Source organism: Streptosporangium sp. NPDC001681 (assembly GCF_040298085.1).
In the GTDB taxonomy this organism is placed as follows: domain Bacteria; phylum Actinomycetota; class Actinomycetes; order Streptosporangiales; family Streptosporangiaceae; genus Streptosporangium.
On sequence record NZ_JBEOZN010000025.1, the window covers coordinates 71808 to 87254 of the forward strand.

Consider the following 15447-nt stretch of genomic DNA (forward strand, 5'->3'; position numbering starts at 1 on the left):
CTCAGTCTCCGCGCCCGCCCATGGCCTGGCGGATCACGTCGCGGGTCCGGTCCACGAGCGCCAGCGGCGTCCCGAGCAGCAGGTTCCTGACCGCCGACTCGGTGCCCGGATGCGGGTGGGTCGGCGCCAGCGCCTCGGCCGCCTTCACCCCGGCGGCCAGGGCCCGGCGCTCGGCCTCGCTGGTCTGGGTGCGGAACTGGGGAAACTCGTGGCGTTCCTCGGCGTGGGCGTGGGCCAGCACCGCCGCCCGCAGGACCTGCAGGTGCCCGGAGAAGTCGGGATGGTCGGTGCCCAGCCTCTCCAGGTCGGAGAGCATCTGCTTGGCCTCCCGCTCCTCGGCGAGGCGCTCGTCGACCACCTTGTCCCCACCTTCGATCTTGCGGCGTGCGTAGGGGTGCACGACCTCCTCCTCGGCGGTCTCGTGCACGGCCAGCATCCGCACCAGGCGCTGGAACGCCTCGGCCCGCCGGTTCCCCGCGGGAGCGTCCTCCACCTTGTCGAACAGATCCCTGATCATCACATGCTGGCGCACCAGCAGGTCCACGACGTCGTTCTCATCCATCAGCTCGGGCACGTTCCTGTGGTCACTCATAGGTCCCCCTTGTCAACAGAACGCTTACCCCCATCCGGGCACCGAAACCTGGGGCGACCCGGCACGGGTCGCGCACCGGTGACCGCGTACCCGGAGACGTCCGCGCGAAGCCGCGGTCAGACGGTGATCCACTCGGTGACGACGGTCGCGCCCGCAAGGTGGCAGCGGAGGCTGAAAGGCCCGGCGGGGACGTCGTCGTGGACGAACCTGCCCAGCTCGTCCGTGGCCAGCGTGACCGGATGGTGCCCGAGGACCTCGACCTCCGCGGGACCCGGCGGCATCAGCTGGCCCACCACGCGCCCGCCGCCGGCGGTCACGGTGACCTCCAGGTCGACGGTCAGCTCCGCACCCTGGAAGGTCAGCATCCGCGGCGCTCTGTCACCCCGCACCCGTGAGGGCCCGCTCAGGGAGTCGAAGACCAGCTCGGCCAGCTCGGCGTCGAGCGCGCGGAGCGCGTAGGCCTCGACGGCGGTCTGCAGGAGGTCGGAGGGAACGGGATCGAACAACTCGACGGCGCGGCGCAGCTCCGCCTCAAGCGCGTCGTCGCTCATCGGAACCCCCGTTCCGCGAGGAGGACACGCAGTCGCCGCAGGCAGCGCTGCCTGATCGGCCCGATGCTCCCGACGGCGATGCCGAGTGTCGCCGACACCTCCTGGTAGCTGACCGGCGGCGAGGCCATGAGCAGGCGCAGCAGCCGCCGGCAGTTCTCACCCAGTTCCTGGAACGCCTGCCACATGGCCCGCATCCGCTCCCGCTCCATCGACGCCTCCTCGGCGTCGACCACGGCCTGCTCGGGCGTACGACCGTCGGCGGCGCGGTCGAACACCTCGGGGTCGTCGCTCGGCGAGACCCGCCGGGCGGTTCTGATCACCTTGACGCACTCGTTCCGCGCCGTGCTGGCCAGCCAGGCCCCGACCCTGTCCGGCTCGCGGATCCGCGCGAGGTTCTGCGCGAGCCGGAACCAGGTCGTCTGGTAGACCTCCTGCGCGTCCGCGTCCCTCAGCCCGTGGGCGCGCACGACGGACCACACGAGCGGGCTGAGGCCCTCCACCAGGGATTTCCACGCCGCGGTCTCCCCGTCCACCGCGGCGCGGAAGAGGATGCCGGTCGAGTCTCGATCCACGGTGACGTCCCCTTGCCTTCGGGACTGTCATCGTACGACGGAGGGCCGATTCGGCCGCACCGGTTTCAGGGCACGACCGGGACACTTTGCACGCTCGACGGCGTCCAGGTCGAGGGGATGAGGGTGGGGGCGGTCAGGCCCTGCACTCCCCTGCCGGACAGGGGGGTGGTCAGGAGTTCGGCGGCGGCCTGCCGGGAGTCGGTCACGTTGTTCCGCACCATGTGATTGACGATCATGCCGACGACCAGGGGTGCGGAGAAGGAGGTGCCGCTCCACTGCGCCAGCCCGTCGAACTCGACGCGTTCGCGGATCGCGTTCGGCGACGCCGCCATCTTCTCGCTGAGCTCGCCCCGGTGCGGGGGGAACTGGCAGGTGCAGTCGTAGGCGGAGCCGTACCGGCAGTGGTCGTAGGTCGAATGCTGGTAGTCGTAGGGCACCGGGGTGTCGTCCACCGCGGTGAAGGCGCTCACCAGGCGCTCCCCGGGAGCGTACGCCGTCACCCACGGCCCGTGACCGCTGAAGCAGGCCCGGTCCTGGCCGTCCTTCCGCAGCGCGCCCACCGACACGACGGCACCGGCGTAGTCGGGGTCGTCGGCGTAGGCCGCGGGATGGAACCGCTCGTCGCTGCCGTTGTTCCCCGCCGCGGCCACCAGCAGTGTCTCCGGGTGGCCGGTCACCAGCTCCCGCATGAAGTCCTCGAGCCCCATGAGCGTCCTGTGGTCCGTGCTCAGGGTCCCCGCGGACAGGTTGATGATGTCCGGCCACCTGTTCAACGGCCGCATCTCCCTGAGCAGGAGGTCACCCAGGCACTTCTCGGAGATGGCGCCCGCGTTGACGAGCGCCCCGTTCACCGTGATGGCGGCGCTGGGCGCGACGGCGCTGATCAGCCCGGCGATGAAGGTGCCGTGACCGACGTACTGCTTGAGTATCCCCTCGGAGTCCAGCTCGATCTCCTTGCCCTCGCCCTCGACGAGGCTCAGCCACGGGTGCGACCTGTAGTTCTCCACCAGTCCCGTGTCGATCACCAGGACGGACACCGGGCCGGCCGTCGCGCCGACGACCCGCTTGGCCACCGCCGGGTTGGGCGGCCCGCATCGGGCCACGGGTACCGGCTCGTCGCCGGGGCAGCAGTTCACCGCGATGGACACGATGTGGTTCCTGGACACCATCCGGCGGCCGTTGGCACGCTCCAGCTCGCCGACGGCCCGCAGCGCGTCCGACACGTCCCGGTCGCTCCAGCGCTCCGCACGGTTCAGCGGCCCGACCCGGATCCTGGACACGCCGCTCGGGCCGTCCTCCTCCTGCAACTCCACGCCACGGTCACTGCCGCGCTCCCGGCGGAACGCCCTCCGGATCACCTGGGTGACCTCGGGGGCCTCGTCCCGCCTGGCGAGGACGCAGCCCTTCTCATAGAGGAACCTGGGCGAGTCGTCCGGGCCCGCCGCGAGCACGACCTCCTCTCCCATGGCGGCCTGGATCTGGTCGAACTGTTCCTGGAACCTGTCTGGTGCCATGTTCACTGTCCTGTCTTGGAGATTCCTCACGTCGCCATGGGTTAGGAGCCACGGGGCGCCCGGTTGATACACCCCTGCGTACGAGCACAGCGGCATGGACGCTCCGAACACATCACGTCTAACATCGATCCGTGACCGGGGGAAGCCCGCGGGTCCCGCCTTCCGTGGGAGATGCTCTCGACCTGTTGCCCCTGGTGTTCGCCCGTCCCGCCGACGCGCTGGCCGGAGCGCGGGCCGTGCTGGCGGGCGCCCCCTCCTTTCATGACGCCTCCGTCGCCCACCAGGTGATCGGCATCTGGCAGCGCGACTTCGGCGACCTCACGACGGCGATCGGCCATCTGCGGCAGGCCCGCGCCCTGGCGGCCAGGTCCGGCTCCGCGGACCGCGAGACGGACGTGCTGTCGACCCTGGGGGCCGCCCTCGTCCACGCGGGCCGTACCAGGCAGGGGATGACGGCGCTGGAGGCGGCGGTCGAGAGGGGCGGCGGGCTCACCGGGGCCCGCGCGCTGTTCCGGCGCGGCTACACCTGGTGGGTCCTCGGCGGGCACCGTGAGGCGCTCGACGACCTGCGCCGGGCCATCCCCGCCCTGCGCCGGGCACAGGACACGATCTGGACCGCCCGCGCGCTCACGCTCAGGGCCACGGTCCACCTGGCCATGGGGTCCGTGGAGCGGGCCGAGGCCGACTTCGTCGCCGCCGAGCGGCTGTGGGACACCACCGACCAGGAGCACGACAAGGCCGACGCGGTGGAGAGCAGAGGGCTGGCGGCGTTCAGGTCCGGCGACCTCCCCGCGGCGCTACACCACTTCGACGAGGCCGCGAGCCGTTACAAGGCACTCGGCACGCCCATGTTCGTGCTGCACATCCGGCGGTGCGGGGTGCTCCTGGCGGCCGGGCTGGCGCGCGAGGCGCTGGAGGAGGCCGACGCCGCCACGGAGCTGCTGAACCGTACGGGAGGGCAGACGACCCGCGGCGCCGAACTCCTCCTGATCGCCGCGCGGGCCGCGATCGCGGTGGGCGAGCCGCACGCGGCGATCGCCCGCGCGGGCACGGCCGTCCGGCTCTTCTCCAGTCAGCGCCGCGACTGGTGGCAGGCCCACGCCCGGCTGGTGCTGGTCCAGGCCAGGTTCGCGGCCGGCGAGATCTCCGGCCGTTCGGTACGCGACGCCGCCGCGGTCGCCCTGCGGCTGGCGGAGCTGCGCGCCCCCGAGGCGGTCCAGGCGTCGTTGCTGGCCGGTCGCACCGCCCTCGCCCTCGGCGCCGACGCCGAGGCCGAACGGCACCTGGCCGCCGCGGCCAGGGGCAGATCGCGCGGTCCCGCCTTCGCCCGGGTGGATGGCTGGGTGGCGCAGGCACTGCGGGCGGCGGCGGCGGGGCGGACCCGCGGCGTGCTGGACGCCTGCCGACGGGGGCTCGACCTGCTGGACGAGTACCGGATGACGCTGGGCGCCTCGGAGCTGCGGGCGCGGGCCACCGCGCAGGGGGCGGAGCTGGCCCTGCTCGCGCAGCGGGCGACCCTCGCCGGAGGGAGCCCCCGCCGGTTCCTCGGCTGGAGCGAGCGCTGGCGCGCCACGGCGCTGGCGGTCCCGCCCACCCGGCCGCCGGACGATCTCGAGCTGCTGCGCGACGTGACGGCCTTCCGCGAGATCAGCAGCCGGATCGAGGCGGCCCGGCAGAAGGGCAGCCCGGCCCCCGCGCTGGAGCGCGAGCAGCGGCGGCTGGAGAAGGGGATCCGCGACCGGACGCTCCGGATGCGCGGCGAGGGCGGCACCGACGGGCACCGCTTCGACGTGGACCTGCTGCTCGACGAGCTCGGTGACGGGTGGCTGATCGAGATCGTCGCCGTCGACGGCGACCTGCATGTCCTGCTCTGCGGCCGGGGCCGGGTGCGCAGGTTCGCCGCGGGACGGCTGGCCGACGCGGCGATCGACGCCGACCACGCCCGCGCGGGTCTCAGCAGGATCGCGTACGGGGGCTCCGCGGCCAGGCTGCCCGTCCTCGAAGCCGGCGGGCGCCGCCTCCAGGAGTCACTGCTCGGCCCCGCGGTGCGCCACCTCGGGGAAGGGCCGGTGGTCGTCGTACCGCCGGGCAGGTTGCACGGCGTGCCCTGGGCGCTGCTGCCCGCGCTGGGGACGCGGGTGCTGAGCGTGTCGCCGTCGGCGAGCGCCTGGCTCCGTGCCCGGCGGATCGAGCCGTCGCCGTCGCGGGAGCGGGTCGTGCTGGTCAGAGGCCCGGGGCTGGCGACGGGTGGTGCCGAGATCCCGCCCCTGGCCGCCGGGTACGGCGAGGCGACGGTGCTGGAGAACGGCACCGCGGTCACCTCGGCCGTGCTCGCGGCGCTGGACGGCAGCAGGCTCGCGCACATCGCCGCGCACGGCACCTTCCGCTCCGACAGCCCGATGTTCTCCTCCCTGGGGATGGACGACGGCCCGCTCACGGTGCACGACCTCGAACGGCTTCGCAGCGCCCCGTACCGGATCGTCCTGTCCAGCTGCGACTCCGGCAGGCTGCAGCCGGTCGGCGCGAACGAGCTGCTCGGCCTCGCCACGGCGCTGCTGCCGCTGGGCACGGCCGGGATCGTGGCGAGCTCGGTGCCGGTCGACGACGAGGCCGTGGTGCCGCTGATGCTCGCCCTGCACGAGGGGCTGCGGCGCGGTCTGAGCATGGCCGAGGCCCTGCGCGACGCCCGGTCGTCGATGCCCGGCGACGCGCTCCACCGTGCGACGGGCTGGTCCTTCTCCGCCATCGGAGCGGCCTGACCCGCCCCGCCGGCTCCTCTCATCGGTGCCCGCCCGTCCGGCCGCCGCGCTGGCCGACGGTGAAGAGCCCTTCCAGGCCGGCGCGGTCGCTGCTGCCGAGCCGCGCGTAGGCGTCGCACAGGTGGTTGGCGACCGTGCGGATCGACACCGTGAGCTGCTCGGCGATCTGCCGGTTGGTCAGGCCCGCCGCGGCGAGGCTGACGATCTGCCGCTGGCGGGCGGTCAGCCTCGGCAGCGCGAGGTTGACCAGCGCGGAGCTGCGCGCCCCCTGGCAGGCGCCCGCCAGCGCCGAGGCCCGGTTCCTGGACGCCTGCGAGGCGCGCCGGTCGGAGTGGACGAGGGCGGCGTGCGCGGACGCCTCCGCGGCGTGGAGCATCAGGCCGAGGTCGGCGAGCCCCCGCGCCACCTTGTCCAGGGCGTCCCCGTCGCGCCGGGCCAGCGCGCGGGCGTGCCGCGCCAGCAGGGGAGCGAGGTCCCCCTCCGTGCGGTCGGCCAGTTCCCCGAGCCGATCGGCGACCAGCTCGGGGGAGCCGAGCCGTACCACGTCGTGCAGGGCGAACAGATCGTCTCCGAACAGGCCGTCTCCGGCGACGCCGAGCGCGGACCGCAGGGCGCCGTCGAGGTCTCCCTCGGCGGCGAGTACCCAGGTCCGCGCCGGTACGGCGGCGGATGCCCACGGCCGGTCCTGGGTGGGCGCGGGCGACCGGAGGTTCCCCGCGGGCGCCGGAGGCCGTGCGCCGGCCACCTGCCACGGGCGCGTCCGTGCCTCCCCGGCGGGGGCGGGACCGCGCGAGAGGGCCTGCCAGGCCGTCGTCAGGTCGCCGACGTAGGCGGCGGCGTGGGCGAGTTCGGCCAGGCAGGCGCGATGGTGGGGAGAGCGGCGCAGTCCTTCGCGGCTCCAGGCCATGGCCTCGCGGGTCTCCCCGCGGAGCCGGGCGACGCGGGCGCGCCGCGCGCAGAACTCCGGCATCGCGGGCTCGTCCCAGCCGGTGTCGTCCTCGGCCATCCGCTCGCCGATGCCCCGGGGGATCTCCGCGAGCCTTCCCGCGTACGCGCGTGCGGCCAGCTCCTCGCACTCGGCCGCCAGCGCCGAGGCCCTCGGCGGCCTTCGCCCGCCGGAAGGCCCGCCCGCGAGGGAGGGCTCCGCCGCGGCGGCCCGCAGCACCGGGCCGTGCAGCGGGTGGACGAGCCGGCCGTCCACGGTGACGAGTTCCCTCACCTGCAGGCGTTCGAGGACGGCGGGGGCCACGAGGGCGCCCGGCACACCCGCACCCGTGCCCGGTGACTCACCGCACGCGATGAGCTCCAGCGCGTCCCGCTCCTCGGTGTCGAGGTCGCGGATCGTCTCCTCCACCAGCTCCCGGACGCGCGCGGTGATCGGCGGCGTACCCCGCCAGGTCCAGGTGCCCGACACGTGGCTCAGGTCTCCGCCGGCGTGCACGGCGACGACCAGCTCGCGCAGGAGCCGCAGATCGCCGCGGCTCGCCCGGTACAGGCGCCGGACGGTGAGGGCGTCCACGTAGCCGTCCACCGCCCGCGCCAGCAGCTCGGCGCAGGCGCGCTCGGTCAGGGGGGCCAGTGCCAGGCGCGGCAGCAGGTTCTCCTCCCAGAGCCTGGAGACGCCCTCCGGTGCGGGCTCGCCCTCCCTGACCGTGACGAGCAGGCGGGTACGCCCGCCGAGCGCCAGCTCGTGGACGAGCGCGGCCGAGGCGTCGTCGAGCAGATGGGCGTCGTCCACGACGAGCACCGACTCACGCATCGCCTCGGGTACGGCCTCGGTGGTCAGGCGGCTCCGGCCGCTGCCCGCCGCACCGGTCACGACGATCCCCCGGCGACCGGCGGAGAGGTTTCGCCGTACGAGATCAAGCTCCTCAGCTCTGGCCGTGAACGGCCAGGGAGACCGTGGGTTTCTCACAGCGATATGAGGCGCGCCGCCCGCCGGTGATACACGCGGAGCCGAGTTCTCCGACATCCGGCTGAAACCGGCTCTCGCCGGTATTCGTGCCTGAGGGCGGGGGCGCGCGGTCACCTGGTCGCGGTGGTCTCCTCGGGCAGGGTGGGGGGTTCGAAATCGAACCAGATCGGCTGCCAGTCGCTCAGCTCGTGGAAGCGGCGCAGCTCGGCGGCGCCGCTGAGCCAGCCCATCCACCCGGCGTACGGGGGGTTGCCCTCGTCGAAGCCGCTCATCACGAAGGTGAGCCGCGTCGCGCCGTCCGAGCCCTCCAGCTCCCAGCTGGAGACGCCGAAGCCCGGCCACTCCAGGGAGAACCTGCGGCCCGGCTCCACCTCGACGACCTTCCCCGGCGCCTCGTCCACCTCGAAGCCGCCCATGGCGAAGCGCCCGCCGACGTACGGCTCGATGTCGATCCGGTAGCCGAACCACCGGCTGAACTTCTCCGAGTCGACGAGCGAGTCGTACACCTCCTCGGGCGAGGCGCCGATGAGGAACCGCTCCTGCATTCGCGGGGAGGTGAAGTCGCACTTCGGGGTGAGCTCGCGGCCCTCCAGGTGGTCGATCAGGTTCGCGATCGACAGGCACCAGAACGTCTGCAGCGTCCCCCGGACGCCGCCGTCGCCGGAGATCGCCTCCTGGTAGTCGAAGTGGGTCTGGGAGAGCGACAGGGTGGTCGACTCCGCGCTCTCCTCCTCCAGCCGGATCTCGACCGTCGTCTCCTCGCCGTCGATCAGCCACGACAGGCGCAGTGTGTGGTCGTCGACGTGCAGCGGGCGCTGGTGGGGCGCGTGGCCCTCGGGGGTGTGGCGTCCCCAGAACTCGTACCGGTGCGGGAGCTCGACCTCGGCGTGTTCGGCCAGCCAGATCCGCAGCTCGCCCGGGTCGGTCAGGGCGTGGTGGACCGCCTTGAGCGGTGCGGCCACGCGTGCGTTCAGCCTCATCGGCTCACTCACGGGGTTCTCCCTTGGGGTAGCAGGCCACGGCGAGCTTGAAGGCGTCACCTTCGGCGCCGCCGTAGCGGGTGAAAAGGTCCTGCAGGGTGGACTGGAGGTCGTTCAGGAACTCCTGGCGCCGTTCCGGCGGCACCCGGATCTCGCCGGACACGCCGAGGGACGGCAGCTCGGGCGCGGTCCTGTCCAGTGCGCCGATATCGGCCTGGACCTCCTCCATGAGGTCAAGCAGGTAGCCCAGGCCCAGCTCGTCCTGGGTTCTGCGCAGGCCGATCCGGCCGACGAGACGGGGCGAGAGCCAGTAGGAGCGGGCGCTCGCCTGGTAGACGCCCTCATGGATGCCGCGCACCCTGCGCTCGGACACCTGGGTCACCAGGCCCGCCTCCACCAGGCGTTTCACGTGGTAGTAGACCCGCTGCGGGGTCTGGTCGAGCAGGGCCGCCACCTCGGTGCACGAGCGCGGCTCGGCGAGCCGCCGCAGCACCTCGATACGCTGCGGTTTGAGCAGCGCCTCGGCCTGATCGATCTGCTCCAGATACAGAACATCTCTCATCGTAAAATCGAGCCTGTACGTAAAATTCTATTTTGTCAATGACGCGGGCGCATCGTTCCCAGAAGGTCGGCGAGGTTCACGTGGGCGAACTCGATCCGGGCGTCGCTCGCCCCGTACGGCAGCCACAGGGCGTCACCGTGCAGCAGGCCGCCACAGGAGTACACGACATTGGGCACGTACCCCTCGCGCTCGGCGTCGTCGGGGGCCAGAAGCGGACCGGGGAGCGCGGCGATGACGCGGTGCGGCTCGTCCAGGTCGAGCAGGAGCGCGCCGATGGCGTAGCGGCGCATCGGTCCGACACCGTGGGTGATGACGAGCCAGCCGGCGTCGGTCTCCAGGGGAGATCCGCAGTTGCCGACCTGGACCAGCTCCCAGCCGCCGCAGGGGGTGTGCAGCGGCACCGGACGCTGCCACCTGCCGCGCTCGTCGAGGACGGTCAGGCCGGTGGTCTCGCCGTCGGAGCGGCACAGGGCCAGGTGGCGCCCGCCGACCGGGCGCGGGAACAGCGCCATCCCCTTGTTGGCGGCGGCGGGCCCGCGCAGTGAGGTGACCTCGAAGGTGCGCAGGTCGTCGCTGGTGAGCATGCGCGAGCGGATGTGCCGACCGTCGTAGGCGGTGTAGGTGGCACGGTACGAGGGGGTGCCGTCCTCGTCGATGAACCGCACGAAACGGGCGTCCTCCATCCCGTTGCCCTCGACCACCGTGGCGGGCCAGAGCACCCGCCGCTCGATGGGCACATCGGCGGGGAAGGCCACGGCGTACTCGGAGGCGGTCGCACGGCGCAACTCCTCCACCGTCGCGTACGTGGTGGTGCGGGTGAGCAGGTCGGCGGGGAGGCAGGCGACCGCCTGCTCGAAGTCGTCGTCGTCGAAGAGTTCCGGCAGCGAGCCCAGCACGGTGGCGGAGACCTCGTTGTCGGAGCCCCCGTCGGTGAGTGCCGCGGCGAGCAGGTCACGCCGGTGAGGGGTGCCGTGCCGGGGGCCGACGGTCAGCGGTCCCGAGCGGTCGGCGACGGCGAGGCCGTCGCCGGGGCCGAGCAGCGCCGTGGCGAAACCGATGGACGACAGGTGTCCCTCGCCGATCTGCCGCACGCTGATCACCACGCGCAGCCGCCCGGGGCCCAGCCCGGACTGGTCGGGGTGGGCGACCATCGAGGGGTTGCAGAGCGCCGCGCCCTCCACGGAGTACTCGTGGCTGAAATAGGCGCCGATGAGCAGGCGGGCGGCCGGGCTGAGGTCGGCGTGGCTCGGAACCCGGTAGCGGACCAGGTCGTAGTGGTGCAGGAAGGTCGCCGCGAGGTCGCGGTGCCGGCCGCCGAACAGCCGGAGCGTCTCCTCCAGCAACTCCTCGGCCTCCCGGTGGCCGAGGAGCATGATGCGGTCGATCAGGACGGTGGTACGGCTGCGCACCGGTGCGGTGTCCTCGCCGGGAACGAACAGCTTGATGATCACCCTTCGCGGGTCGGGGGCGAGGGTCACTCCGAGCCGGGTGACCAGGTCCGGGACGGTCATGGCACCTCGCTCGCCGGTATTCCGCGGCGTCCCGGCAGGACACCGTCGCGACCGGCCCGGTGACCGGGGCACCGTGCCGTCAACCGTGCCTTCAGAGGACCTCACCCCGTTCGGACATCAGGCGCTCGGCGTGCTGCAGCGTGGAGATGAGCGCGATGGTCGACTCCGCGCCCTGGTTGAGGTTGGGACCGTTTCTGGTCAGGCCGTCGTAGCCCCCTCCGGTCGCGACGTCCCACATCGCCGTGCCGAGGTCGTTGGCGCCCTGGAACCACGCCGCCGCCCGCCACACGCCTGCTCGCCAGCCCGGGTCGCCGGTGACGGCGCCCGCGGTCGCGCAGGCGTCGGCGAGCGCGGCGACCTCGATCGGCTGCTGGTCGTAGCGGTCCCGCGGCGCGTGCCGCCGCCAGCCGGCGGCAGGGACGACGGACAGCCTGCCGTCCCTGCTCTGGATGTCGCCGAGCCAGGCCAGCATCCGCAGGCCGTCGGCGAGCATCGGGCCGTCGCCGCCGAGGTGACCCGCGGCGATGAGCACCTCGGCGAGGGCGGCGTTGGCGTAGGTCAGCCGAGGCTGCGGCCATGGCCAGTCGGGATCGTCTGCGGGGACGCCGATCGCGAGGGCGGCGTCCGCGAGCAGGGCCGAGGCCGGGGCGCTGTCCGGCAGGACGCGCAGGACCTCCGCCGCGCCGAGTCCGGCGAACGCCATGGCGCGCGGGTGCGGGGATCGCCCGGCGGCACCGAGGGTGAAGGCGATCATGGCCTCGTCGCGGATCCACGGGGCGGGGTCGCGTGCCGCCGCGGTGCCCAGGCCCCACAGCGCCCGCCCCCACCAGTCGCCGAGGCCGGGCTCGTCGGCCCAGCGCCGGTCGTAGGAGAGCCGGTTGTGGAAGGCGCCGGAGCCGTCCTGCGCGTGCGTGAGGAAGGCCAGGTAACACTCGGTGAGCCGCCGTACCTGGGGTGTCGGCGCCGGCTCGCGGCTGGTGATGACGAGCCCCCGGGCGACGTCGTCCGTGCAGTAGCCGTGCCGGCGGCGGACCACGGCGTTCCTGGCGTGTTCGAACAGGCCGGTGTCGTCGCTCAGCCGTGCCAGGTGCCCGAAGCCCGGGAAGGCGGGGGCAGCGGGGGGTACGGGGGTTGCGGGGGTCACGACAGTGCCGCCGCCACGGCTGCCGGGCGTCCGGCCAGAAGGCTCCGGGCGAGGTTGTCGTAGCGCGCGGCCACGGCGGGCCAGAGCAGGATCGGGACCAGGGCGCGGGTACGGCCCCTGAGATCCTCGGCCAGGCCGGGTTCGGTGAGGATCCGGCGCACGGCCGCGGCGAGCGCCACGGGGTCCTCATGGGGTACGAGCAGGCCGGGCCCGCCGGTGAGCAGTTCCACGGCGTGCGGGAAGGCCGTGGCGACGATCGGGACGCCGGCGGCCACCGCCTCGATGAGGACACCCGAGGTGACCTGCTCCTGCGAGTCGTACGGCAGCACGACCACGTCGGCAGAGCGGATCAGCCGGATCAGCGAGTCCTGGTCGCGGTAGACCGGGTCGTACCGCACGGAGGTGGACACTCCAAGCCGGATGCCCATCCGCAGCAGGCGGTTGCGGTAGGTCTCCCCCTGGTGATCGAGCACCTTGGGGTGGGTCTTTCCCGCGACCGTGTAGGTGGGAGAGGGGGACAGGTCCCCCAGCAAGGCGAGTGCCCGCAACGCCCACTCGATGCCCTTGCCGGGGCCGATCAGCCCCCAGGTGAGCAGGTGCGGCCGCGGGCGGCGCCGGGCGGGGACGCGCATGTGGTCGGCGGCACCGTGCGGGATGACGGACACCTTGCCCGAGTCGACGTGGTAGCCGATGATCAGCCGGTCGCGGGCGGTGCCGGTCATGGTGACCACCGCGTCGGCGGCTGCCACGATCTGTTCCAGCAGCCTGCGCTGCCGGGAGGTCGGCCGGGTCAGGACCGTGTGCAGGACCACGATGCTGGGCACGGTGAGATGGCGCAGCAGCGGAAGGACGTCCTGGCCGTCCGTGCCCGGATAGATGCCGTACTCATGCTGGACCACGGCGACGTCGAACCGCTCCAGGGCCGATGTCGCGGCCTTCCAGCCCTCGTGCCCGCCGGGTGCCCAGGTGTGCACGACCCCGGGGACGGGGCGTCCGTCATCGACGTCCGTGGTGACGCGGACGATCCCGCCGCGGGCACCGCCCTCGGTGAGGTGGGCGGCCAGGGCGGAGTTGAAGGTCGCGAGCCCGCACTGCGTGGGCGGGTGGGTGCTGAGAAATCCATATGTGCGGGCCAACTGACATGCCTTCCGGTCATCGGCCGCTCCGGATGGCGGATGCGGGCCTCACGCGGTGAAAGCGTCCATCGGCCGGCGTGGTGACGGATGGAGTCGAAAACTGGCGCCGGGGGCCGTCCTCATCGGGGCCCGGCTGACGCGACCCCGGAGTGGATCGCGGGGCCTGCGTCATTTCGACAGTATCAGGGACCTATGCTCAATCCGCTATGTCACGGTAGATGCGTAAATAGTCGGTCATCATTGGGTCCACCCCAAACCCGCGTTCGGCCTGGGCGTGGCAACCCTATTTCACGGATTCATCCCCCGGCCGGACTGGTAAGGGCAGATCCAGGCAAAGACCACGCTGCCGAAATTCACCAGCATGGTGTGCGGGGTCCGGCCTGCCGTCTCGGTGACCTGGAGTCTGATCACGGAACCGGCCCGCATCCAGCTCGCCACGTCGTCCTCGGTGGGTTCGTGGCCGTGCAGGCGCAGCATCAGGTCGTGGGGCTGACCGAATATCCGTAGATGCAGTTCGCACGTGGGTTCGATATCCGCCATGATTCGCCGTCCAATGTGGCATAGACCCGGCGGGGTTGTCGGCGTCCCTTCGAGCGTACTCCCGCCGTGTGCGCGCCCCCGGACCCGTGTCCGGTGGGTGGCCGGCCATCCTGATCGGCGGTGATGGGATGCCCTGCCCGCATGCTTTCGGGCGCATTGTCGTAATCCTCGACTTCAAAACTGAAAATGCAGGAAAAATGGCTGATTCTTCCTTGTCATTGAGCGGCCAATGAGCATTCAAGTGCTGATTCTCGTGGATATTCTCAGCAATCCGCGATCTCATATTCCCGCCAGTCCTTCGGGATCTTTTCTGGGATGAGGAGAGTCATATGGCCAATTCGCGAAGAATCGCGGCGATCGCGGCCGCGATCGCGACGGCGGTCAGCCTCGGGGCCGTCGGCGCGCAGGCGTCGACGGCGGACGCCCGACGGTCGACGGCGGACACCCGGTCGGAGGCCGCGGCGCCCACGAGGGGGGTCCGGATCACCCGTTTCCTCGGCGAGCAGCGCCTGCCGAACAAGATGCGGTTCCGGGGGACCACGGTCGGCGGCATCTCCGGCATCGACCGTGACCCGCGTACCGGCACCTGGTACTTCATCTCCGACGACCGGTGGCGCTACAACCCGGCCCGCTTCTACACCGGCCGCCTTGACATCAACCCGGTCACCGGAGCCTTCACCGGGGTGAACCTCACCGGGGTCACCACCCTGCGGCGCCCCGACGGGACCCCCTATCCCGCCTACGGTCAGGCCGAGTCCGCCGATCCCGAGACGATCCGCTACGACAGGTGGAGCAACCGGCTGCTCTGGGGCCACGAGGGCGACCGGCCGGACGCGACACATCCCGAGATCCCGGTCTCCGACCTGTTCGTCCGCTGGACCAACACCCGGGGACGCCACCTCGGAGAGCTGACGACCCCTCGCAACATGAAGATGACCACCACCGACAGCGGCCCCCGGCGCAACTTCGGCTTCGAGGGCCTGACCTCCACGGCGCGCACCATCACGGCGGTCACCGAGGGCCCCAGGTACGAGGACGGCGAGCCACCGACCGCCACCAAGGGCGCCCCGGCCCGCATCACCGTGTGGAGCCGCGACGGCAGGCCGCGCGGGCAGTACGTCTACCCGATCGACCCGCTGCCGGCGGCGCCGATCCCGCCGACCGGTCAGTCCGACAGCGGCGTCTCGGAGATCCTGGCGATCGACGACTACCGCTACCTCGCCCTCGAACGCTCCTGGATCGAGGGCGTCAACTACAAGGTCAAGCTGTACGAGATCGACCTGCGCGGTGCCACGAACGTGCTGAGCAGGGACAGCCTGTCGACCGGCCGCCCGTACCGCCCGGTTTCCAAGCGCCTGGTCTCCGACCTCAGCACGGTGCGGACGCCGGTGCAGAACCTGGAGAGCCTCGCCTGGGGACCGCGTCTGCGCAACGGTGAGTGCACGCTGGTGATCGGTTCCGACGACAACTTCAGCGAGCAGGAGGTCACCCAGTTCCTGGCCTTCGCCGCCAGGGGCTGCTGACAGGGCGGTCGGCACCAAGCCGGACGCTGAAAGACTCCGGCGCGGCCGGGACCCACGACACGGGGCCGCCGGCGCGCCCCCCCGCGTGGGGCGCCCCGAGGGTGCGGCCCGCCGGCGGGCCCCGGCCCATGAAAGGGAGAAAAACGGA

At 72.4% G+C, this 15447-nt stretch carries 13 protein-coding genes; 2 read left to right on the forward strand and 11 right to left on the reverse strand.

All coding sequences use genetic code 11. From position 1 onward, the window contains the following. Position 1 precedes the first annotated feature (1 nt). The 4 genes from ABT130_RS14580 to ABT130_RS14595 form a co-directional block, all read right to left on the reverse strand. Positions 2–592 carry a hemerythrin domain-containing protein gene (locus ABT130_RS14580; protein WP_350955782.1) on the reverse strand — a complete coding sequence of 197 codons (591 nt, stop codon included), beginning with the start codon at positions 590–592 and terminating at the stop codon, positions 2–4. Positions 593–708: 116 nt separating this feature from the next. After that, positions 709–1143, reverse strand: a complete 435-nt coding sequence (locus tag ABT130_RS14585; RefSeq protein ID WP_350916081.1) for a hypothetical protein — start codon at positions 1141–1143, stop codon at positions 709–711. Next, positions 1140–1715 (reverse strand): RNA polymerase sigma factor, encoded by a 576-nt coding sequence (locus tag ABT130_RS14590; RefSeq protein WP_343965779.1) that lies wholly within the window; start codon positions 1713–1715, stop codon positions 1140–1142. Before ABT130_RS14590 ends, ABT130_RS14585 begins: the two co-directional genes overlap by 4 nt. A 65-nt stretch (positions 1716–1780) precedes the next feature. Then, positions 1781–3229, reverse strand: a complete 1449-nt coding sequence (locus ABT130_RS14595; RefSeq protein ID WP_350955783.1) for a S8/S53 family peptidase — start codon at positions 3227–3229, stop codon at positions 1781–1783. 131 nt (positions 3230–3360) lie between these two features. Here ABT130_RS14595 and ABT130_RS14600 point away from each other — a divergent pair, with 131 nt between their 5' ends. After that, the gene (locus ABT130_RS14600; protein WP_350955785.1) at positions 3361–5988 is read left to right on the forward strand and encodes a CHAT domain-containing protein; all 2628 of its coding nucleotides are present in this window, start codon (positions 3361–3363) and stop codon (positions 5986–5988) included. 19 nt (positions 5989–6007) lie between these two features. Here ABT130_RS14600 and ABT130_RS14605 read toward each other — a convergent pair whose 3' ends face one another. The 7 genes from ABT130_RS14605 to ABT130_RS14635 all read right to left on the reverse strand — a co-directional run bounded on the left by ABT130_RS14605 (position 6008) and on the right by ABT130_RS14635 (position 13776). Next, on the reverse strand, positions 6008–7903 hold the full coding sequence (locus tag ABT130_RS14605; protein WP_350955787.1) for a LuxR C-terminal-related transcriptional regulator: 1896 nt from the start codon (positions 7901–7903) through the stop codon (positions 6008–6010). A 110-nt stretch (positions 7904–8013) separates the two neighbouring features. Next, positions 8014–8895: an SRPBCC family protein gene (locus ABT130_RS14610; RefSeq protein WP_350955789.1), complete on the reverse strand. Its 882-nt coding sequence runs from the start codon at positions 8893–8895 to the stop codon at positions 8014–8016. Then, positions 8888–9445 carry a helix-turn-helix domain-containing protein gene (locus ABT130_RS14615; RefSeq protein ID WP_350916090.1) on the reverse strand — a complete coding sequence of 186 codons (558 nt, stop codon included), beginning with the start codon at positions 9443–9445 and terminating at the stop codon, positions 8888–8890. The genes ABT130_RS14610 and ABT130_RS14615 overlap by 8 nt, the downstream gene beginning before the upstream one ends. 35 nt (positions 9446–9480) lie before the next feature. Beyond that, positions 9481–10956 (reverse strand): glycoside hydrolase family 130 protein, encoded by a 1476-nt coding sequence (locus ABT130_RS14620; RefSeq protein ID WP_350955791.1) that lies wholly within the window; start codon positions 10954–10956, stop codon positions 9481–9483. Positions 10957–11047: 91 nt separating this feature from the next. After that, positions 11048–12100, reverse strand: coding sequence for a glycosyltransferase (locus ABT130_RS14625; RefSeq protein WP_350955793.1), 1053 nt, complete (start codon positions 12098–12100; stop codon positions 11048–11050). After that, positions 12097–13236: a glycosyltransferase gene (locus ABT130_RS14630; RefSeq protein WP_350955795.1), complete on the reverse strand. Its 1140-nt coding sequence runs from the start codon at positions 13234–13236 to the stop codon at positions 12097–12099. Before ABT130_RS14630 ends, ABT130_RS14625 begins: the two co-directional genes overlap by 4 nt. Before the next feature lie 288 nt (positions 13237–13524). Then, on the reverse strand, positions 13525–13776 hold the full coding sequence (locus ABT130_RS14635) for a hypothetical protein (protein WP_350955797.1): 252 nt from the start codon (positions 13774–13776) through the stop codon (positions 13525–13527). A gap of 329 nt (positions 13777–14105) precedes the next feature. On the opposite strand from ABT130_RS14635, the gene ABT130_RS14640 reads away from it, so the two are divergent. Further along, positions 14106–15299, forward strand: coding sequence for an esterase-like activity of phytase family protein (locus ABT130_RS14640; protein ID WP_350955799.1), 1194 nt, complete (start codon positions 14106–14108; stop codon positions 15297–15299). Positions 15300–15447 lie beyond the last annotated feature (148 nt).